Origin of the sequence: Trichococcus flocculiformis (assembly GCF_900113645.1) — a bacterium.
GTDB lineage: Bacteria > Bacillota > Bacilli > Lactobacillales > Aerococcaceae > Trichococcus > Trichococcus flocculiformis.
Window position 1 is genome coordinate 1 of sequence record NZ_FOQC01000024.1, and the last position, 20,939, is coordinate 20,939.

The 20,939-nt window shown below is 50.4% G+C and carries 18 protein-coding genes; 4 read left to right on the forward strand and 14 right to left on the reverse strand.

Annotation, left to right across the window (positions count from 1 at the left end; translation table 11 throughout):
- On the forward strand, positions 1 to 449 hold a 449-nt coding region (locus BMZ71_RS14910; protein ID WP_218142791.1), incomplete at its 5' end, for a hypothetical protein.
- Between the two features lie 390 nt (positions 450 to 839).
- Complete coding sequence (locus tag BMZ71_RS09065; protein ID WP_086989699.1) at positions 840 to 1,991, forward strand: MFS transporter; 1,152 nt, start codon at positions 840 to 842, stop codon at positions 1,989 to 1,991.
- A gap of 92 nt (positions 1,992 to 2,083) precedes the next feature.
- Here BMZ71_RS09065 and BMZ71_RS09070 read toward each other — a convergent pair whose 3' ends face one another.
- The 10 genes from BMZ71_RS09070 to BMZ71_RS09115 all read right to left on the reverse strand — a co-directional run bounded on the left by BMZ71_RS09070 (position 2,084) and on the right by BMZ71_RS09115 (position 11,814).
- Positions 2,084 to 2,770 carry a phosphoribosylaminoimidazolesuccinocarboxamide synthase gene (locus tag BMZ71_RS09070; protein ID WP_086989697.1) on the reverse strand — a complete coding sequence of 229 codons (687 nt, stop codon included), beginning with the start codon at positions 2,768 to 2,770 and terminating at the stop codon, positions 2,084 to 2,086.
- 482 nt (positions 2,771 to 3,252) lie between these two features.
- Complete coding sequence (locus BMZ71_RS09075; protein WP_086989704.1) at positions 3,253 to 3,768, reverse strand: NYN domain-containing protein; 516 nt, start codon at positions 3,766 to 3,768, stop codon at positions 3,253 to 3,255.
- 48 nt (positions 3,769 to 3,816) lie between these two features.
- Positions 3,817 to 4,533 (reverse strand): 23S rRNA (guanosine(2251)-2'-O)-methyltransferase RlmB, encoded by a 717-nt coding sequence (gene rlmB, locus BMZ71_RS09080; RefSeq protein WP_245734412.1) that lies wholly within the window; start codon positions 4,531 to 4,533, stop codon positions 3,817 to 3,819.
- A gap of 115 nt (positions 4,534 to 4,648) precedes the next feature.
- Positions 4,649 to 5,074, reverse strand: coding sequence for a Mini-ribonuclease 3 (locus BMZ71_RS09085; protein ID WP_086989693.1), 426 nt, complete (start codon positions 5,072 to 5,074; stop codon positions 4,649 to 4,651).
- A complete protein-coding gene (gene cysS, locus BMZ71_RS09090; RefSeq protein WP_086989691.1) occupies positions 5,059 to 6,471 on the reverse strand; it encodes a cysteine--tRNA ligase in 1,413 nt (470 codons plus the stop codon). The genes BMZ71_RS09085 and cysS overlap by 16 nt, the downstream gene beginning before the upstream one ends.
- A 55-nt stretch (positions 6,472 to 6,526) precedes the next feature.
- Positions 6,527 to 7,066: a serine O-acetyltransferase EpsC gene (epsC, locus tag BMZ71_RS09095; RefSeq protein ID WP_086989687.1), complete on the reverse strand. Its 540-nt coding sequence runs from the start codon at positions 7,064 to 7,066 to the stop codon at positions 6,527 to 6,529.
- Positions 7,067 to 7,143: 77 nt separating this feature from the next.
- Positions 7,144 to 8,613, reverse strand: coding sequence for a glutamate--tRNA ligase (gene gltX, locus BMZ71_RS09100; protein ID WP_086989685.1), 1,470 nt, complete (start codon positions 8,611 to 8,613; stop codon positions 7,144 to 7,146).
- A 48-nt stretch (positions 8,614 to 8,661) separates the two neighbouring features.
- On the reverse strand, positions 8,662 to 9,756 hold the full coding sequence (locus BMZ71_RS09105; protein ID WP_086989683.1) for a PIN/TRAM domain-containing protein: 1,095 nt from the start codon (positions 9,754 to 9,756) through the stop codon (positions 8,662 to 8,664).
- A gap of 26 nt (positions 9,757 to 9,782) precedes the next feature.
- Positions 9,783 to 11,165: a DNA repair protein RadA gene (radA, locus tag BMZ71_RS09110; protein WP_086989681.1), complete on the reverse strand. Its 1,383-nt coding sequence runs from the start codon at positions 11,163 to 11,165 to the stop codon at positions 9,783 to 9,785.
- Positions 11,166 to 11,268: 103 nt separating this feature from the next.
- Complete coding sequence (locus BMZ71_RS09115) at positions 11,269 to 11,814, reverse strand: dCTP deaminase/dUTPase family protein (RefSeq protein ID WP_068561428.1); 546 nt, start codon at positions 11,812 to 11,814, stop codon at positions 11,269 to 11,271.
- A 280-nt stretch (positions 11,815 to 12,094) separates the two neighbouring features.
- Here BMZ71_RS09115 and BMZ71_RS09125 point away from each other — a divergent pair, with 280 nt between their 5' ends.
- Entirely contained in the window at positions 12,095 to 13,204 is a 1,110-nt protein-coding gene (locus tag BMZ71_RS09125) for an ABC transporter ATP-binding protein (protein ID WP_086989679.1), read from the forward strand.
- A 354-nt stretch (positions 13,205 to 13,558) separates the two neighbouring features.
- Here BMZ71_RS09125 and BMZ71_RS09130 read toward each other — a convergent pair whose 3' ends face one another.
- The gene (locus tag BMZ71_RS09130) at positions 13,559 to 15,058 is read right to left on the reverse strand and encodes an alpha-amylase (protein WP_086989702.1); all 1,500 of its coding nucleotides are present in this window, start codon (positions 15,056 to 15,058) and stop codon (positions 13,559 to 13,561) included.
- A gap of 266 nt (positions 15,059 to 15,324) precedes the next feature.
- Between BMZ71_RS09130 and BMZ71_RS09135 the strand changes: the two genes are divergently transcribed.
- The gene (locus tag BMZ71_RS09135; protein ID WP_086989677.1) at positions 15,325 to 16,314 is read left to right on the forward strand and encodes a VOC family protein; all 990 of its coding nucleotides are present in this window, start codon (positions 15,325 to 15,327) and stop codon (positions 16,312 to 16,314) included.
- Positions 16,315 to 16,371: 57 nt separating this feature from the next.
- Here the strand turns inward: BMZ71_RS09135 and BMZ71_RS09140 are convergent, their stop codons facing one another.
- From BMZ71_RS09140 to BMZ71_RS09150, 3 genes are all read right to left on the reverse strand, one after another.
- Positions 16,372 to 18,573, reverse strand: coding sequence for an alpha-galactosidase (locus tag BMZ71_RS09140; protein ID WP_177187564.1), 2,202 nt, complete (start codon positions 18,571 to 18,573; stop codon positions 16,372 to 16,374).
- A 30-nt stretch (positions 18,574 to 18,603) separates the two neighbouring features.
- Complete coding sequence (gtfA, locus tag BMZ71_RS09145; RefSeq protein ID WP_086989673.1) at positions 18,604 to 20,043, reverse strand: sucrose phosphorylase; 1,440 nt, start codon at positions 20,041 to 20,043, stop codon at positions 18,604 to 18,606.
- 67 nt (positions 20,044 to 20,110) lie between these two features.
- Entirely contained in the window at positions 20,111 to 20,935 is an 825-nt protein-coding gene (locus BMZ71_RS09150; RefSeq protein ID WP_086989671.1) for a carbohydrate ABC transporter permease, read from the reverse strand.
- Positions 20,936 to 20,939 lie beyond the last annotated feature (4 nt).

The window sequence follows — 20,939 nt, forward strand, 5'->3', positions numbered from 1 at the left end:
CATTGATGAAGCGGGCTAAAGAAACGACCGTCAACAAGAACGGGCGGTTCAACCGCAAGAAACGCTATGGCAAGTCCATCGGCTATCATGCGCCGGCCATGTTGATCACCATCGTGAAGCAAAAAGCACCCCAAGAAGGGGGTGCGCTTTACGAGGTGGATACCTTTAAATTTCGTGCCAGCCAGTATAACCACGTAAACGATACGTATATCAAAAAGACACGTGATGAACGTACGACCTTTGTTGCCGGGCAGCTTGTCCAACGGGATCTGTACAGTGCGTTCCTCCTGAAAAACAGCCAACCGACACGCAACGAGACTGACCGCACAAAATGTAGCGCGACGTTTGATACCTTCATGGCGCACCACGACACCTGCATACAGACGCTCTGCCAATCAACCGGACGCCAGTCCTGCAATTTCGGACTGCGAGATTTTCAATTAGCTTAACAAATGGATAGAGCAACCAAAAGGTTCAGCTGTGAGCCTTCAACGCGAATGGTGCCATCGGGCGCCTTGTTGAGAAAGTCTAAGGGCTTTTGGGAATAGAACGGAAATAGAAAAACGACATCTCCACTTTTTTGGAAATATCGCCAGTACAGTCCGTGACGTCCCAACAGCCCTTGGAACCCCCTGGATTTATCCATGGGGAGCAGTCAGCATTGCAAAAAGAGGAATCCCCTACCTTCCTGTTGCCGTAACAGAAATCTTCACGAATCTCCTTGACTTGAAGTCCAGTTTAACCTGTATACTGGTTTTATATGCGGAAAAGCTAATCGGATAATCCGGGCACAGCCTTTTGTAACCGCAATCAAAAATCGATTTTCGAAGGAGAATGAAATGAAAAAACCAAACATGATGTTACTGGTCTTTAGCGCGATGAGCTTTGTGCTGGCCATGACGGCTTTTGTCTTCAGCGGCATTTTGGATAAAGTGGCCGTTTCGCTGGGCATCTCGGTGGCCGACTCCGGGTTGCTGAACACGATGTACTCTTATGGGGCGGCGTTCGGAGTGCCGATCACTTTGATCCTGTTCCGGAAGGTCGAACGCAGCCGGATGCTGAAACTCATGCTATTTGCGACAATCTTGACGACATTCGCGCTCATCTATGCCCAAAATTTTGTGCAACTGCTCATCGTCCGGCTGCTGATGGGGATTTCCGCCAACAGTTATGGTGTGCTGGCCATTTCAACGATTTTGGCGCTCTCGCCCAAGGATCGGCAAGGGCGTTCCTTGGCTTTCTATATCATGGGGAGTTCCTTGGCGCTTGTCATCGGCATCCCGTTGACGCGCGCCTTGTCCGCAGTCCTGGATTGGCGCAGCATTTTTTGGATACTGAATGCCATGATGCTGTTGTCTCTCGTTTATTTCCTGAAGTATTTGCCGAAAGCGGATCATGAAGCCACCAAACTGGATCTGAAAAATGAGCTGCAGTTCTTTAAGGACGGGAAAACGTTGCTGCTGCTTGCCTATACGTTGACGATGTTCATGGGGTACCATGCCTTCTACACCTATGCGACACCGTATTTGCTGCTGCTTTTCCCTTCCATCGAGCCGCTGATGAGTCTGATCTTGGTTGGTCTTGGCCTCGCCAGTTTTACAGGAAATCTGATCGGTGGCCACGTATCGGATGCCATCGGATACGCCAAGTCGATGATGCTCGGGGCGGTGCTCCAGACGGCAGCGATGTTGCTGATCTTGGTTTTCCAACCGTCGAAGTGGTTAAGCGTGCTCTTCATCATCGGCTGGCTGATGAGCGCCTGGTTCACCGGCCTGCAGCTTAACACCGGTATCGCCCAGGTGACCGAGAACAAATCCAGCTTCATGCTCAGCATCAACGGCTCTTTGATCCAATTGGGCGGTGCGTTCGGCGCCAGCCTGGCCGCCGTCGTCATCAACCTCACCGGCATCCAAAGCATCGTCTTCGTCACCTTGCTGACCAGTCTAGCGCTCATCCTGATCCAAGTGGTTTCGATGAGGAAATATCCTTGAGCTCAGATCGACTATCACCACTAGAGGGCTCTTTGGAATTTTTGCGGATATTTAAAAAAGGTGAGATCCCGTATTGGGACCTCACCTTTTGCTTATTGAATTTTTTCTAAAATCAATTGCGCACAGTCAATTTGGTTGGGAATATTGCCTGCTTCATCTTTGACGCGCCAAATGTCGGGGGTGATTTCATCCACGACGTACATTTTTCCGTCATTATCATAACCAATTTCAATTTTGAAATCGATTAAGGTTAAGTTCATTTCGGCTAAAGCATCTCTAAGAACTGCGCCGACTTTCGTTAAGATATCAAGCGCTTCATCGTATTGCCCAGGTTGTAAAATACCTTTCATTTGGCACAAGCGATCCGTAATCAATGGGTCGCCTTGTTCATCGTCTTTCAACGTCACTTCCAAATATGGCGGATCAAAAGGCAACCCTTCAGGCAAGCTAAAACGGCGGCACATACTGCCAGCAGTGAAATAGCGTAAAACAAATTCCAGATTCGGGACAGTCAGTTGGCGAACTTTCATGACACCTTTTTCGATATCCGCATCCAGGTAGTGCGTAGGAATACCATTTTTTTCCATCAATTCAAAAAAGTATTTGGAAACAGTCAAGCCAACTTTTCCTTTACCGGCAACACTGCCGCCAACTGTGTTGGAGCCTGGATCGAAGACACCATCTTCGCCGGTTGCGCTATCTTTAAACAATAAGTAGACTTCCTTATTCGCTTCATCCAATAAGACTGTTTTTGTTTTGCCGTCGTACAATTCTTTCATGTTTTCCCGCCTTCTCTGAAATATCCAGTGTTTTCAAAAATGATACCATTGGATATTTTTATTGTCGAGGCTTTTTTCGGTTTTTAATAAAAAAACCTGAATAAAGTTCATTATAAATTGTAAATCGAATTAAAATTCGACCAAAAATCATAGATGAACAACTTTTTGTTCGGATTTTATACCGAAGCAAGCTTTTGATGAAGGGAGATCTTCGGATATGTTCAGATCCTAATCTGCACGCTTCTTCTCCGGCGAACGGAGGCGTCGCCGGAGTTTAGTTCATATTTTCCGGCCAACTCCGGCGATGTTCCCTTCATAGAAGGTAAGGTTTATTTTGGAGTACAAACTCCTGTGAGTGGCCTCTTCGCCTGAGTTGCAGGCAAAGTTTGGGGCCGCTCTTGTCGATGCAATTCCAAATAAAGAGGCCGTCCCGCAAATAAACGAGACGACCTCTTCTATGTGTATTCATTATGAACCTAGCTTCACTCCAGCATATCCTTATAGATCTCGCGCAGGACCTCCAGTTGGTCATCCGACCAGGTGCCGCGTTGGCGTTGATCACGGAAGCGGCGGCTTTCGCTCTCCAAGGCTTTTTTGGAGCGTTTGATGTCCTTGTAGAGTTCCATGGCGGAGATGCGCTGGGCGCCTTTCGAAAAGACAAGCTGCTGTTCGGCCAAGTCGCTGGTGGCGACATAGACTTCGGTCAGCACGTTGCGCAGTTTTTTGACGACGCCTTCGATGTAGGTGTCGGCGGTCTCCCCTTGTGCGGTAAAGATGACCTTCACCCGGTATTTAGAATACTCTTTCGTGATGCCGGGAACGAACTGGGCATCAAAAACGCACCAGACTTCGTTGCCTTCATAATTTTGATAATCGGACAGCGCCTGCAGCAGTTGATCCCTGGCCTCTTCGATGAGGTCCTGGTTCTTCAGCTTCACCAGTTCCGGCCAGGCGCCGATCATATTGTAGCCGTCCACTATCAGGATTTCTTTCTTCAACAGGATCTTCACCTCGCTTTTTCTGGTACGCAGACGCTACGAATCGGATCAAACGTGGCGTTTGCGGAAAACTTCGTACATCATCAGTCCGGCTGCAACGCCGGCATTCAGGCTCTGCACATGGCCGACCATCGGGATGGTCAACAGGCCATCAGCGGATTCCTTCAACAGGCGGGAAATGCCTTTACCTTCGTTGCCGATGATCATCGCCAACGGCAACGTTGTGTCCCACTGGCGGTAATCCTGCCCGGACATGTCGGTGGCGTAGATCCAGACACCGCGTTCCTTCAATTCTTCGATGGTGCGGTGCAGGTTCGTGACGCGCACGACCGGTACGTGCTCGATGGCGCCTGTCGATGCTTTGGCGACGGTCGCCGTCAAACCGACTGCGCGGCGTTTGGGAATGATGACTCCATGGGCACCGCAAGCATCTGCGGTACGCAGCACGGACCCCAGATTATGCGGATCCTCGACACCATCCAGGATGATGAAGAAAGGATCTTCGTTCTTGGCGGCAGCAGCTTCGAACAGATCAGCGAGCACGGCATACTGGAAAGCTGCTGTAGCGGCAATGACGCCCTGGTGGACGGCGTTATCGGACAACGTGTCGAGCTTGCTTTTCGGTACCGCTTGGATTTGGATCTTGCGGTCCTTCGCCAGCTTGATGATGTCACCCAATTTTTCTCCGCCCAGTCCATCCTGGATGAACAGTTTGTTGACATCGCGATCGGAGCGCAGCAATTCCAATACCGGGTGGCGTCCCATCACGAAGTCTTCGTTTTCGGGTGTTTCTTTTTCTGCGTCATCGCGTCGACTTGGTTTTGGTTCCGGTCTGCCCTTTTTCGGTGCATTGCGGCTGTCCTTGAACGCGCGGTTCGGTTTATTTTTCATAATTGTTTTCCTCGACTTCTTGGATACACCAACGGATCAATTCTTCAAGCCGAACTTTTTGCCCGGAAAGATGCAGATAGCCCATCAGCGACTCGAAGCCGGTCGCGATGCGGTAGGTCGTTACGTCCGCATTTTTGGCGATCGTATGGCTCTTGCTGTTGCGGCCGCGACGGTACATATCCATTTCTGCTTCGCTCAGGAAGCCTTCTTTTTCCAGCATCGCATGCATCAGTTTCGCTTGGGCCTTGGCCGAAACGAAAAAAGTCGCGCGCCGGTGAAGCTGGTTGGGTTTGGTGTGTCCTTTTTCTAGTAAATGCGTTCTGATATAAGTCTCATAAGCGGCATCGCCGACATAGGCCAAGGCAAGACCGTTCAATAAGCTCCAATTCTGTTCTGTCACTATGCTCTTCTCCATCTGGTGCCTTGGGCGGTGTCATCCAGAATGATGCCCTGATCCTTCAGGTAATCGCGGATTTCATCACTGCGGGCGAAATTTTTGTCTGTTCGGGCTTGTGTCCGTTCATCAATCAAAGTCTGGATGTCGTCATCCAGCAGTGCTTCTTCACCGAGTACGACGCCGAAGACGCCGACCATTGCCTTGTACAAAGCCAATGCTGCAGTGATGACTGCTTCAGAAACGGCTTCGCCTTCCGCGTAGATGTTCAATTCCTTGGCGAACTGGTAAACGATAGACATGGCGTTATCCGCTTGGAAATCGTCATCCATTTCGGCAACAAACTGTGCCTGCAGATTCTGGAACAAAGCCAATTGCTCGGCATCATCGGGCAGTGCCGCAACGGCATCTTGGAGGCGGTAGTGGGCATTCTGATAGGCGATTTTTACTTTCTCCAGATTGATTTTGGCTTCTTCGATGGCTTTTTCGCTGTATTTTACCGGACGGCGGTAATGCGCAGTTCCGAGGAAGAAACGCAGCACCTGCGGATCGACTTCCTTCAGGATATCATGCACCGTCACGAAGTTCCCGAGCGACTTGCTCATCTTCTCGGCTGTTTCACCGATTGTGACGAAGCCGTTGTGCATCCAGTAGTTCGCGAAAGTTTTGCCGGTTTTGGCTTCGCTCTGAGCGATTTCGTTTTCGTGATGCGGGAAAGTCAGGTCATGGCCGCCACCGTGGATATCGATGGTGTCGCCCAAGTATTTGGTCGCCATCACCGAGCATTCGATGTGCCAGCCCGGGCGTCCCTGTCCCCAAGGTGATTCCCAGGAGACTTCATCCGGCTTCGCTGCTTTCCAAAGTGCGAAATCAAGCTGATCTTCCTTTTTCACGTTCTCTTCCGCATCCAGGCGTTCGCTGGCGCCGACGATCAGGTCCTTGATCGATTGATCGCTCAATTTACCGTAGTCCTTGAACTTACCGGTACGGTAATAGACGTCGCCGTCAGCTTCATAGGCATAGCCTTTATCGATCAGATCGCCGATGAAGGCGATGATGTCCGGGATATTTTCCATCACGCGCGGATTCAGCGTCGCTTTTTCGACGTGCAGAGCCGCGGTATCTTCATAGAAGGCCGCGATGAACTTTTCAGCGACTTCCTTCGCGGAAATGCCCAACTCTTTGGCGGCACGGATGATCTTGTCGTCCACGTCGGTGAAGTTGGAGACGAAATTCACGTCATAGCCGCGGTATTCCAAGTAGCGGCGGACAGTATCGAAAGCCACTGTGCTGCGGGCATTGCCGATATGGATGTAGTTGTAGACGGTCGGACCACAGACGTACATGCCCACCTTATTCTTTTGGATCGGTTGGAACTCTTCTTTTTCGCGCGTCAGGGTATTGTAGATTTTTAACATTGCGCACTCCTTTCCAGCTTCGAAAAAAGGGCTGACGCCCTTTTTCGTTTGCTAATCATTCGGTCATTTTTTCCTCATTCCGTTTATGGTAACGGACGATTTTTGCCGGGATGCCGACAGCTGTGACATCAGGCGGAATTTCGCTGACGACGACAGCCGATGCCCCGATTTTGGCATTGTCGCCGATTTTGATCGGCCCCAATACTTGCACATGGGCAGACAACAGCACATTGTTCCCGATCGTGGGATGGCGTTTGCCGGTATCTTTCCCGGTGCCGCCCAGCGTCACGCCATGGTAAATCATGACATCATCACCGACTTCGGCGGTCTCCCCGATAACGATCCCCATACCATGGTCAATGAACAGACGATGCCCGATCGTTGCCCCCGGATGGATTTCGATACCGGTTAAGAAACGCCCCAGATGCGAAAGCACCCGACTGAAGGTATACCATTTTCGCTTATAAAAAAAATGAGCGATATCATATATAAGGATGGCATGTAACCCCGGGTACGTCAGAACGACTTCCAACGTACTCCTTGCAGCCGGATCATGATCTTTTATGGTTTGAATTGTTTCGCGTAATCTATTCAAGTCATTTCATGCTCCTTTTTGGATTATCCATCCATTATATAGAATCAGCTCATTTTTACTATCCTTTTCTGTCCATTCTATAGCTTTTCCAATACGCTGTTCAGGTGAGCCAAGCTCTTGTCTCTGCCCAGCACTTCGATGGTCTTGCCGATTTCAGGTCCGTGCATTTGGCCGCTGACGGCAACACGGATGGCCATGTATAGGTTCTTGCCTTTGATCTTGGTTTCTTTTTGGACTGCTTTGATGGCACCCAGAATTTCGGCTTCTTCGAAAGGCTCGATGGCAAGCAATTGTTCTTTGAATGCGGCAAGCACGACCGGCGCTGTTTCGGCAGCCAGGATTTCCTGCGCTTCTGCGTCCAGACTGAGTTCATCAGCGAAGAACATTTCCGATAGGTTAACGATTTCCGCGGCATAGCTCATTTGCTCATGGTACAAACCGATCAGTTTTTTCGCGTACTCACTGTCGGCTTCACTCGGATTTTCCGGCAATTTTCCGGCAGCCACCAAGTGCGGCGCGGCTAACGTTACGATTGTGTCCAAATCGGCACTCTTCATGTATTGGTTGTTGATCCATTCCAGTTTCTTCTGGTCGAAAGCGGCAGGCGATTTGCTCAAACGTGCCGGATCGAACATCTTGATCAGCTCGTCTTTCGAGAAGATTTCGTCTTCCCCGACCGGTGACCAACCCAGCAGCGTAATGAAGTTAAACATCGCTTCCGGCAGGTAGCCCAAGTCTTTGTATTGTTCGATGAACTGCAGGATCGTTTCATCGCGTTTGCTTAATTTTTTGCCGGTTTCGCTATTGATGATCAACGTCATGTGTCCGAAAGTAGGTATTTTCCACTCGAACGCTTCATAAATCATCATTTGTTTCGGTGTATTGGCGATGTGGTCATCCCCGCGCAGAACATGGGTGATTTCCATCATGTGATCATCCACGGCAACCGCGAAGTTATAGGTCGGGAAACCGTCGCGTTTGCGGATGATGTAGTCCCCACCGACGCTGCTGGCTTCGAAGGTGATCGGTCCTTTGACGATATCATCGAACGTATAGGTGTTTTCGATCGGTACCCGGAAACGGATGACCGGGGTGATGCCTTGCGCTTCTTTTTCAGCTTGTTGGGAAGGCGTCAGGTTTGCGCATTTACCGCCGTAATGAGGCATTTCGCCGCGTGCTCTTTGGTGTTCGCGTTCCGTTTCCAATTCATCCTCGGTGCAATAGCACTTGTAGGCACGGTTGGAAAGCAACAATTGATCGATCAACGGATCGTAGATATGCTGTCTTTCGGATTGACGGTACGGTCCGAATTTGCCTGGTTTGTCCGGACCTTCGTCCCAGTCCATCCCTAACCATTTCAAGTTTTGCAGTTGGCTTTCTTCGCCGTGTTCAAGGTTACGTTTTTGGTCCGTGTCTTCGATACGGATAATGAACTCGCCGTCGTTGTGGCGAGCAAACAGGTAGTTGAACAATGCGGTACGAGCGTTTCCGATATGCAAGTTACCGGTCGGGCTTGGTGCATAACGTACGCGGATTTTCTTTGTCATATGAAGTATCCCCTTTTCTGTGAAGCTGTTTATTTCGTACTTGTTTATTTATTTGATGCCTTTTTGTGAATGCGCAGGCTTCGCAAAGATCATGCGGCCGGCAGCTGTCTGGAGGGCGCTTGTGACGACGACTTCGATCGTTTCGTTCATGTAGTGCTGTCCCTCTTCGACGACGATCATCGTGCCGTCATCCAGATAGGCCACCCCTTGGTTGCGTTCCGTTCCGACTTTGATGACGGTGACGACCATGTACTCGCCGGGTATGACGACCGGTTTTACGGCATTGGCCAAGGCGTTGATGTTCAACACCGGCACATTCTGGAACTCGCAGACTTTGTTCAGATTGTAATCGTTCGTGATGACGATGCCGTCGATCAGTTTCGCCAAACGGATCAGCTTGCTGTCGACTTCAGGAATCTCTTCGAATTCACCGTCATAGCTCTCCACGATGATGTCTTCTTCTTTTTGAAGTTTGTTCAGGATGTCCAATCCCCGTCTGCCCCTGACGCGCTTCAGGCTGTCGGAGGAATCCGCGATATACTGGAGTTCGCGCAATACGAAGTTCGGGATGACGATGACGCCTTCCAGAAAGCCGGTTTTGGCGATGTCGTAGATGCGTCCGTCGATGATGACGCTCGTATCCAAAATCTTATACTTGCGGAAAGTGTCGTCCGCTTTGCGATCAAGCATCTGCGTTTCTTCCTGCTTTTTCGGCTTCGGTGCGAACAATTTGCGGAATTCTTCGGTCCGGGTCGTCCCCACGCGGAAGCCCAGGTAAGCCAGGATCAGGGACAGGATAGCCGGCAGCACGTCGTTGACGACCGGAATCCTCAGTGATGTCAACGGGATACCGATCAGCCAAGCCAATACAAGCCCGATGATCGTTCCGATCGAACCGAACAGCATGTAGCTGACCGATAAGGTGCTGAAATAATTTTCTATCTTTTGCATGATATCCAAAATCAATTTCATCAATAAGAATGACAATAAATAAAATATAAGTGCTCCAATTCCAATATTAACAAAAATGTTATTGAAAAGATTGTTTTGTATGCCCGCTAATTCCCACAGGTAAGGCAGTGCGGTAATACCGGCGCTGCCGCCCACCATCAGGAAGACGGCCGTAATGATTTTCCGTTTCAATGGCTTCCCTCTCTTTCCTTCTGTCATCAATTTTTATTCGGAAATACTTTGCGCAGCGTTTCTTGTAGCGTTGCGACAGGTATGATCTGGATGCCTTCCGGATGCTTCCAGCCAGCCATATTGTTCTTCGGCAGATACACCTTCGTGAAGCCCAATTTTTCAGCTTCGTTGACGCGTTGCTCGATCCGGCTCACCCGTCGGATTTCCCCGGTCAGGCCGATTTCACCGATAAAACACTCGGTCGCGGAAGTCTCACTATCCCAATAACTGGAGGCGATGCTGACGGCTACTGCCAGGTCGATGGCCGGCTCATCCAGCTTCACGCCACCTGTCGATTTGAAGTAGGCATCCTGGTTCTGCAGCAGCAAACCCGCCCGTTTTTCCAGCACGGCCATGATCAGCGACACCCGGTTGTAATCTAGTCCGCTCGCGGTCCGGCGGGCATTCCCGAAGATCGTCGGCGTGATCAGACACTGGATCTCAGCCAAGATCGGGCGCGTGCCCTCGAGCGAGGCGACGACCGCTGATCCGGATGCTCCGGCGAGCCGCTCCTCCAAGAACAGTTCGGAAGGATTCCGCACCTCGCGCAGGCCGCCTTCGATCATTTCGAAAACGCCGATTTCGTCGGTCGATCCGAAGCGGTTTTTGACGGCGCGCAAGATCCTGAAAGCATGATGCCGATCGCCTTCAAAATACAGCACCGTATCCACCATGTGCTCCAGCATCCGTGGACCGGCAATCGCGCCTTCCTTCGTCACATGCCCGACGATGAAGATCGCGATGTCGTTGCTCTTCGCGATCCGCATGAATTCGGCCGTGCATTCGCGCACTTGCGACACGCTGCCGGCCGTGCTCGTGTTGTCCGGATGGATCATCGTCTGGATCGAGTCGACGATGACGAATTCCGGTTTGATCCGCTCGATCGTGTTGCGGATCGCGTCGATATCCGTTTCCGGGTAGATGTAGAAGTCGGTGCCCTTGACCCCTAGCCGTTCCGCCCGCAACTTGATCTGACTCGCGCTTTCCTCTCCGGAGATGTACAGAACGCGGTGACCGCCTTGATTGATCTGCGCAGAAACCTGCAGCAGCAAGGTGGACTTGCCGATTCCCGGGTCGCCCCCGATCAGAATCAACGAACCGGGCACGATGCCGCCGCCCAGCACATGGTTGACTTCTTCCATCTGCGTTTTGACACGCGGCAGGTTTTCGGTCTTGATGTCCTGGATGGCGATCGCTTCAGGTACATTCCCGCTGAAATTGGAACGTTGCTGTTGCTTCACGGCTTTCGTCGCTTCCTTTTCTTCCTCCATTTGGTTCCAAGTGTTGCAGTTCGGGCAACGTCCCAGCCATTTCGGCGACTCGTATCCGCAAGCCTGACAAACGTATTTCACTGCATTTTTCTTTGCCAAATGAATCTCTCCTTCAAGTATGAATCAACTTATCTTATTTTATCACAAAAAGCCTGCTCTACGTATAACAATACGCAAATACCCGCTGATTTGGCTTTTCTTTTTAAGCCTGTCCTGACGAGCCGAAACCGCCTGTGCGTTGTGATGCTTCTGCTTCATCCTGGTCGGCTTTCAGGAACTGGAGGAAGATGCCCTGGCCGATACGATCACCCTTATGGATGACTTTGTCGCGCAAGCCAAAATTAAGAAACTGGAAGTAGATGTGCCCTTCATTGCCCTCGTTGTTGTAATAATCCGCATCGACTATGCCAACACCGTTCGGCAGCACAATGAAATTTTTCAGTGGATTGCTGGAGCGGTTCGTCAATTGAAGGTATTCATCTTCCTGCATGTAGGCTTTGATTCCGGTAGGCACCAGAAGCGGACGCAAAAGCTCCTCTTTCTTTTCGATTGCCTCATCGTTGTCGCTCCCGAACAGTTCTCCAAGCTGCAACCCCGCACTTTTTACGATCGTTTTCCAGATCGCCGGCAGCACGATTTCTTCGGCTGCTTCAAAATCATACCCCGCTGCGTGTTTCGTTGCACGCTTGGGTAATTGGATGTTTTTATCGGCATAACTGCTGATGACTTCAAAACCTCTTTTGCTCATGGATCAAAACCCCTTTTTCTCTCTAGTATCGCTTCAGCGATTTTTCATGCATCAAAGAACCATTTTACCAAAACAACGGTTGTTTTTCACGGTTTAGTTGTGCACCTGTCAATTCCTAAGGATTTTCTGAACATTTTTTGCGATTGGAAAGCGCCTTCGGCAAAACGCACAAAAAACAGGTGCTTTTTTTGGTCAGTTTCCCGTGGTCGCGGAATCCGCTTTCAAATAGAATAAGGACATAAAGAAAAGCCAAAAAAACCAAAAAGGCAGGTACAAATAAATGGTAGAGATCCAATTGAACAGTATCCACAAAAAATACGACAACGCCGCTAATTATTCGGTTACAGATTTCAACTTGCATATCCAAGATCGCGAATTCATCGTCTTTGTTGGTCCTTCCGGTTGCGGAAAGTCAACAACACTGCGTATGATTGCCGGTTTGGAAGATATTTCCGAAGGTGAATTGATCATCGGCGATACCGTCATGAACGATGTGGCACCAAAAGACCGCGATATCGCGATGGTATTCCAGAACTATGCCCTATATCCGCATATGACTGTATTCGACAATATGGCATTCGGTCTGAAATTGAGAAAGTACGCTAAAGATGAAATCAAGAAGCGTGTCGATAACGCAGCCGACATCCTGGGCTTGACGGAATATTTGGACCGCAAACCGGCTGCTCTTTCCGGCGGGCAAAGACAGCGTGTCGCCTTGGGTCGCGCAATCGTGCGTGATGCAAAAGTTTTCCTGATGGATGAGCCGTTATCCAACTTGGATGCAAAATTGCGTGTGGCCATGCGTGCTGAAATCGCGAAATTGCACCGCCGCCTGAATACGACGACCATCTACGTAACCCATGACCAAACCGAAGCGATGACCATGGCGGACCGCATCGTCATCATGAAGGACGGCTTTGTGCAGCAGATCGGCAGCCCGAAAGAAGTCTATGATACACCAGTGAACGTCTTCGTAGCCGGATTCATCGGATCGCCTGCCATGAACTTCTTCAATGTGACCTTGCAGGATGGCGTCATCACGAACGGCGAAGGTCTTAAGTTGACTTTACCGGCCGGAAAACGCAGAGTCCTGGAAGACAAAGGCTACAACGGCAAAGAATTGATCTTCGGCATCCGTCCGGAAGATATCCAAAGTGAGCAGATCGTTTTGGATACCAACCCGACTTGGGCCGTAAAAGCGGAAGTGGTCGTATCCGAATTATTGGGTGCCGAAACGATGCTTTACAGCAAAGTCGGCGGCACTGAATTCATTTCCCGTGTGGACGCGCGCGATTTCCATTCGCCAGGCGAAGTCATCGATTTGGCCTTCAACATGAACAAGTCCCACTTCTTCGACATGCAATCCCAAGATGTGATCGCCATCCCTTAACCAGAGGATGGAGGCATCACCTTAATTACGCTTACCAGTTCTAACCTACCCTCCCCCCCATAGAAAAAGGCTGTCGTTCATTGAGCACAGCCTTTTTCTTATGGGGTTTAGTTGGCCGGAGGAGGGCGGCGGAATGCAAGCGCAGCTCCGGCGAAGGACCTTCCAATCGGAGCAGGCCGGCAATAGTCGCATTCAACTACGACGAAGCTGCCTTCTTCGGAGAACACAAGCAGAATGTGGGCCGAACTCCGGCGAAGCCTTCGTTCACGGGAGGAGAGCGTTCTCTACCAACAATGAAGGAGGTGCCTCCATGAGACACCTCCTTCATTGTGCAGCTATTATTTTCGCTTCAATCTATTCGACTGCATCCGCGTCGAATGCTTCCTCTGGGGAGATCGCGTCTTTGACCCATACCGAAATCGAACCGGCATTGACCGGGAAGCGACCGTTGCCGTCTTCACCGATTTCGACTTTGTCTTCACGGTTGCCTGTATAGTCCGCGAAAGTCTGCCCGGCATACTGTTCGCCGACATACATGTCCTTGAAGCCCTCTTCACTGTTGGAAAGAACTGTCGCCAAACCGTACGGATGCTCTTCGTTGCCCAGACGGGTCCAGCCGACGCAGTTTCCGTGATCGAAGTAGTCGCGCTGTTCACCGTAAGCATGGTTCGCGCGCAGATAGAGCAATTTATCCAGGAAGGTTTTCTGTCCGTTGATTGGATTCGCACCTTTAATACCGTAATAATCGCCGTAGAACAAGCACGGGAAGCCTTGTTCGCGCAAGAGTGTCACGCCGTATGCCAACGGTTTGAACCATGGCTCCACAAAGGATTGCAAAGCTTGGTCGGGTTGTGAGTCATGGTTGTCGACAAACGTAACCGCATGGGTCGGATTTTTGGCGACCAGCGTCTGCTTGAACAACTCGCGCAGATCGTAATCCTTGCCCTGCTGGGATGCGACATGGAAGTTCTGATGCAAGGCGACATCGAAAAGATCGAAGGTGTAATCCGTTGCTTCCAGATATTCCTTGATCGCGCCGTATTTGTACTTCCAATATTCGCCGACCACGTAAAAATCATCGCCATGCTGCGCGCGAATCGTCTCCACGAAATCCTGCACGAACTGATCATTGATGTGTTTGACGGCATCCAAGCGGAAGCCGTCGACGCCGGTTTCTTTGATGTACCAATCGGCCCATTTTTTGACTTCCTCAACGACTGCAGGGTGGCCGTAGTCGATGTCCGCATACATCAAGTAATCGTAATTACCGTACTCGCTGTCTACACTTTCATTTTCCGCCCAGCCTTTTTCGAAGCCTTTGATCATGTAGATAGCTTCTTTGCCATTCTCGTTGTTGAAGTCCGTCCCGGTGAAATGTTCCCAAGACCATTTGAAATCAGAATATTTGTCGCCACGGCCCGGAAAAGTGAATTTCGTCCAACCTTCGATTTCGTATGACTTGGACTCCTTTTCCTGACGATTGTCGGGATTCACTTCATAAGCAAGGAAGCGTTCTGTCTCGTCGGCACCGGCCTTGTGGTTCAGGACGACGTCGGCATAAACGGCGATTCCTTCCGCATGCAAAGCTTCGATTGCAGCCAAGTATTCTGCTTTGGTTCCGTATTTTGTGCGGACGGCACCTTTTTGGTCGAATTCGCCCAAATCATAGAGATCATAGACGCCATAGCCTGTATCATTCGTCCCTGTCGCTTTGTAGGCTGGAGGCGTCCAGACGGCTGTTATGCCCAGTTCCTTCAGATGCTTGGCATCCTCCTTCAGGCGATTCCATAGTTGTCCATCATCATCATCCAGATACCATTCAAAATACTGCATCATCAATCCATTTCCTGCCATGCGATCACTGCCTTTCATCCTGTTTAATTTTGTTGTGGTCCACAAAATGCTTTTTGCTATCCTCATTATACACGCTTCCCTTCCATTTTCCTTTTGAGACGCCTCCCGCGTGCCGTTTCTTCTTGGCAGGGCAAAATGCTTGCATCTTGAATCGGACGCCTGTATACTGACCTTAAGTTAGCTGATTGCTGATTTCTTTTTTTGGCTATATATCTCGAATTAGGAATATACGAAACAGAATACATAACGAAATGAGGATAATATCCATGAACACTTTAAGAGGAATCCACCACGTCACCGCCATCACCAGCAGCGCCGAGAAGAATTATGCCTTCTTCACCAATATTCTGGGTATGCGCTTGGTCAAAAAAACCGTCAACCAGGACGACATCCAGACTTATCACCTATTCTTCGCCGATGACCGCGGGAGTGCCGGCACGGACATCACCTTCTTCGACTTCCCCGGGATCCCGAAAGCAGTCAGAGGGACCAATGAAATCTTCAAGACGGGCCTGCGCGTCCCATCGGATGAAGCACTGGTCTATTGGGTAAAACGTTTCGACAAATACAACATCACACATTCCGGCATCTATGAGCAGTTCGGCCGCAAAGTGATCGACTTCCAGGATTTCGATGAGCAGCTTTACCAATTGGTTTCCGATGAGGCTGATACCGGCGTGGCTCCCGGGATTCCGTGGCAAAAAGGGCCCGTTCCGAATGAGTACGGCATCCGCGGTTTGGGACCGATTTTCGTCCGCATCGCTGATTTCAATTTCTACAGACAAGTCTTGGAGACTGTCCTTGGTTTCCGTCATGCTGATTCAGTCGGCGAAACACATCTCTTCGAAGTGGGCGAGGGCGGAAACGGCGGCCGCATGATCGTGGAGCACAACGCTACGCTGGGTCAGGCGCAGCAAGGTTTCGGCAGCGTCCACCACATGGCTTTCCGCGTGAAGGACCGCAAAGAACTGGAAGAATGGATCGCGCATATGGGCTCCTACCGCTTCCCGATTTCCGGCTACGTTGACCGTTTCTACTTCGAATCGCTTTATGCCAACATTGCCCAAGGGATTCTCCTCGAGTTTGCGACGGACGGCCCCGGATTCATCGATGATGAAGAGCCTTACGAAACATTGGGCGAACGCTTGGCCTTACCGCCTAAATTCCGCAACAACCGAGAAGAGATCGAAGGATTGGTCCGCCAATTCGACACCGTGCGCAGCACGAAGGTATTTGAAAAAGAATATTTGAACTGACAACAAAAAGCAGGAGCCGTCTCGAATCAACGAGACAACTCCTGCTTTTTTTGCATTTTAAACGGATTGTGCTTCCTTCAGCACCAGACAGACACTCTGGTAGTCCCCTTGCAGGGCATCCTTCAGGTAGAGTCCGCGGTTCATCAATTCATCGCCGCCGATTACACCTTCGTAGCCGCTGACGTTGTAGTATTTGGCAGAATCCAAGCCTTTGAACAACACTTTTTTCTTCTTCAGGTTGGCCCGATCGAGGACGCGGTAGTAGAAATAAAGCGCCTCATCCTGTTCCGGACTGACGAAGATCCAAGCCGCTTCGTTCTGCGTTTCGAAAGGACTGAGGATGCGATGGAAGACACCGTATTGGACGAGCTTGCGGTGTTCCTTGTAGAAGCTGATCTGCTCCTTCATCTCCTGCTTCTCAGCTTCGGAAAGCGTCGTGACGTCGAGTTCGTAGCCAAGATTGCCGGCCATCGCCACATCCCCGCGCATCTTCATCGAAGCCTTACGGTGCGTCTGATGATTCGGGATAGCTGAGACGTGCGAACCCATGCTCGAAATCGGCATGACAAGGCTGGTGCCGTATTGGATTTCCAGTCTCGCCACCGCATCGGTATTGTCACTGGTCCAAGTCTGCGGCATATAGTAAAGGATACCTGGGTCGAAGCGTCCGCCACCGCCTGAGCAGCTTTCGAAGAGAATCTGCGGATATTTCGCCACCAGTGCCTCCATCACTTCATAAAGACCCAGCATGTACTTGTGCAGCACTTCCCCCGGCAATGCGCCTGGAGCCGCCGTACCGATTTCGGTCATGTTGCGGTTATAGTCCCATTTGATGTAGTCGACCGGTACGTCATCCAGTATCGCCATCATCTGCGCCAGGATGTTGTCGCGGACTTCCTTGCGGCTGAAGTCGATCACGTATTGGCTGCGGCTGAGCGATTTTTCCCGGCCTGGCGTATGGATGCACCAATCCGGATGGGCGCGGAAAAGTTCGCTGTCCTCGGAAATCATTTCCGGTTCGAACCAAAGCCCGAACAGCATCCCTTTCGCCTTGATGTTCTCCGCGAGCTGCTTCAAGCCGGACGGCAATTTCGCGGTATGGACATGCCAATCACCCAGCGAAGAGTAATCATCGTCACGTTTGCCGAACCAACCATCATCGAGCACGAACAGTTCGATCCCCAAAGTGGACGCTTCATCGGCCATCGCCTCAATCTTTTCAGCTGTGAAATCAAAATAGGTACCTTCCCAGTTGTTGATCAGGACCGGTCGCTCCGCAAATTGATGTTGCCCGCGGATCAGATGCTTCTGGTAGAACGGATGCAGCGTCTGCGATAGGCCATTCAACCCGTTTTCGCTGTATAACAATACGACTTCCGGTGTCTGGAACGCCTCTCCAACAGGTAAATGCCATTGGAAGTGGGTTGGATTGATGCCCATCTGGACGCGTGTCTGCGCATAAGTATCGACTTCGACATTAGCTCGGAATTCGCCGCTGTAGACGAAATGGAAACCGTAGACCGCTCCCTGGTCTTCCGTCGCCGTTTTCTCGGCCAACGCCACAAATGGTTGATAGGCGTGACTGGTAGTGCCACGCTTACTGTCGAGCGTGTGGATGCCGCGGACAAGTGGCGTACGCACAATTTGGCGTTCCCTTCCCCAAGCACCCGGCAACTGGATCATGTCAAAATCAGCATCCGGGAAATCGATGGACATGCTCAACGCTTTGTTCAGATGGATGTCTTCAGCTCCAGTGTTGCGGAAACTTGCTGAACGTGTCAGTACCGGATAGTCGCGGAACAAGGTGTAGCTCAGAACGACTTCGACTTTTGTGACGGTATCTTCCATCGTCAGCAGCAAGGTTTCCGCCGGCTCTTCTTTTGTTTCGTAAGTATGCGGCAAGCCTTGCAATGGCTGTTTGCCGGTTACGATTTCATGGCTCTTATAAGTCAGCAGGCTGACAGTCGTTTGATCCGGATACAGGCACTCGAATGCTGATTCGCGGAAATCGCCACTGCCGTTCCCCGGAAATTCCTGTGGCAAGGTCGCAAGCGAAAACACACGGCCGGGCACCTCGAACGGATTGGGCGCAAAGGCATTGTCTTGGCGCGGGTAATCAGCCACTTGCGAAAAGCTGTTGAGCCGCTTTCCCCAATACTGATGGGACACATATTTTTCTTCTTCCAGTGCGATCACATAGCTCACTGATTCGTTCTGTAAATGAAAATATTTTTTTGTTTCATCAAATGTTATCGTCACAGTCATCACTCCTTGGCTCTCTTCATTTTTCTAAAATATTTGTTCATCTCCTGCCGCAGTGCGGTGTAGGATCGAGAATTTATTCGTAGGCAGGTCGACCGTCAGACTGGCCGATTCTTCGGCAGTGACCCACGTCAAAGTGAAGGCACCTTCGTCGAGCATCGTTATCTCCAAGTCGCCATCGAACGCTTTGGCCGTGTTGCGGAAAACCAGCAAACGGAACAGATCTTTTACGACCGGACGCTCGATTTCTTGATTGATTTCATCCAGGCTATAGTAGTGACGGTTGATGTTGCGGCCTTCTTTGCTGTTCTCCAGCAGCTCCAGATCGTTTTCGCCGGCCAGCAAGCCGACATAATAGATCTGCGGAATGCCCGGCGTGAAGCACTGGATCGCCCGCGCCAACAGATAGGCGGCATCATTGTTGCCCAAAGCCGAATAGTAGGTGCAGTTGATCTGATAGATGTCCAGGTTGTTGTAGGCTTCCGAGCTGTAGATCCGCTTCAGGTTGGCGCCCTTTTCATAAAGGGCTTCAACAGCGAAATCCACTTCTTCCTGGGTAAGCAGATCCTTCACGTCGACGACACCGATGCCGTCATGCGTATCCAAGGTCGTGAACTGGTTGCGCGGGCAGATCTCCAGCCAGTGCAACAGCTTCTCTGCTTTTCCGCTGTAAAGGGCATGCAGCACCAGCATCGGCAAAGCGAAATCATAGACCGGGTAGCCTTTTTCTGCAATTTTTTGTTGGATCGTATAATGCTCATGGATTTCGGGAAGGACCGTCACACCATAGGGCTTCAAGATTTCCACTGCGTATTCCAGCATCTCCCAAATTTCGGGTTCTACGAAGAAGCAGTTCGTATCCAATTCCTTGATGGCATAGGCGAATGCATCCAGACGGATGATCGAAGCTCCTTTATCCGCCAAGAAACTAAGCGTATCCTTGATGAACTGGCGCGTCGCTTCGGTCTTCACGTTCAGATCGATCTGCTCTTCCGAGAACGTGCACCAGACTTTTTCCGATGTGCCGTCTTTGAAGTGAGCATCCACGAAAGGCGCTTTGGGTTTGCGTTTGTAGATCAGATCGATGTCCGCTTCAGTCGGTCGGTTCTCCGGCCAATAGTCGTTGTAGCCGATGAAGTAGTCCTTGTAGGGCGATGCTTCTTTCTTCTCCAAAAAGTCCAAATAATAGGGAGATTGCGCAGAAATGTGGTTGAGCATGAACTCATACATCATGTAGTATTTTTCGCTGATGCGCTTGATGTCTTCCCAGCCACCGAACCGCTCATCCACTTTTGTGTAGTCCATCGGCGAAAAGCCGCGGTCGCCCGATGAAGGGAAGAACGGCAGGATATGCACGCCGCCGACTACCCCTTTCAGATGGGTATCCAGCACCTGTTCCAGATCTTGCAGGTTATTGCCCAGACTGTCCGGATAGGTGATGAGCATTGCTTCGTTTTTTATCTTCATTACAGTTACCTCATTTTCAAATATCGTTTTGTTTTCTTGATGGCTAAGCGAACCCGTTCAGCTTTTCTTATTTTCCGCCGGTTGTGGCGATGCCTTCGATGAATTGTTTTTGGAACAAGATGTAAAGGATAACCATCGGGATGATCGCGATGACCGAACCGGCCATCAATTGCGGATAATTGGTCGTGAATTGCCCTTGCAGGCTGGCCAATCCAGCCGACAGCGTCATTTTATCCTGGGACATGTTGACGACCAAAGGCCACATCAGATCTTTGAAAGCAAAGAGCGACGTGAAAATACCCAAAGCCACCAAGCCGGAACGCGCCAGCGGCATATAGATGCGGTAAAATACTTGCCAGGTCGTCGCGCCATCAATCGTGGCGGCTTCCATCAGTTCATCCGGCAATTTTATGAAGAATTGGCGCAGCAGGAAGGTTCCGAAAGCGGAAACGATACCAGGGATAACCAAAGCCGGGATTGAGTTCAAAAGACCCAGATTCTGGACCAATAAATATTGCGGCGTCAGATAGATCTGCGCAGGGATCATCATCTGTGTCAGGACGATACCGAAAAACAGATTTTTTCCGGGAAAATCCAGTTTCGCAACCGCAAAGGCCGCCATGGCGCTGAAGAGCGTCGAAGTCAACACCCTGAAGACAATCATCAAACCGGTGTTGATGTAAAAACTGACGAACGGCAAGGAATTCCATACCGCTTTGTAGTTCTCGATCTGGAATACTTCCGGGAAAATTTGCGGCGGTATCTGCGTAGATTCGCTGATTGTTTTACCTGAGGTCAAGACCATCCATAAGAACGGCACGACCATCAGCAAAGAGCCGATGATCAGCACAATATGGATCAGTGCTGTCGTTTTATTCATTTTTGTCTGCATGTTT

Coding starts and splice junctions, on each gene's coding strand:
- BMZ71_RS09065 (WP_086989699.1), top strand. CDS start 840: ATGAAAAAACCAAACATGATGTTACTGGTCTTTAGCGCGATGAGCTTT.
- BMZ71_RS09070 (WP_086989697.1), bottom strand. CDS start 2,770: ATGAAAGAATTGTACGACGGCAAAACAAAAACAGTCTTATTGGATGAA.
- rlmB (WP_245734412.1), bottom strand. CDS start 4,533: ATGGGACGCCACCCGGTATTGGAATTGCTGCGCTCCGATCGCGATGTC.
- BMZ71_RS09085 (WP_086989693.1), bottom strand. CDS start 5,074: ATGGAGAAGAGCATAGTGACAGAACAGAATTGGAGCTTATTGAACGGT.
- cysS (WP_086989691.1), bottom strand. CDS start 6,471: ATGTTAAAAATCTACAATACCCTGACGCGCGAAAAAGAAGAGTTCCAA.
- gltX (WP_086989685.1), bottom strand. CDS start 8,613: ATGACAAAGAAAATCCGCGTACGTTATGCACCAAGCCCGACCGGTAAC.
- BMZ71_RS09115 (WP_068561428.1), bottom strand. CDS start 11,814: ATGAGCAAAAGAGGTTTTGAAGTCATCAGCAGTTATGCCGATAAAAAC.
- BMZ71_RS09125 (WP_086989679.1), top strand. CDS start 12,095: ATGGTAGAGATCCAATTGAACAGTATCCACAAAAAATACGACAACGCC.
- BMZ71_RS09130 (WP_086989702.1), bottom strand. CDS start 15,058: ATGGCAGGAAATGGATTGATGATGCAGTATTTTGAATGGTATCTGGAT.
- BMZ71_RS09135 (WP_086989677.1), top strand. CDS start 15,325: ATGAACACTTTAAGAGGAATCCACCACGTCACCGCCATCACCAGCAGC.
- gtfA (WP_086989673.1), bottom strand. CDS start 20,043: ATGAAGATAAAAAACGAAGCAATGCTCATCACCTATCCGGACAGTCTG.
- BMZ71_RS09150 (WP_086989671.1), bottom strand. CDS start 20,935: ATGCAGACAAAAATGAATAAAACGACAGCACTGATCCATATTGTGCTG.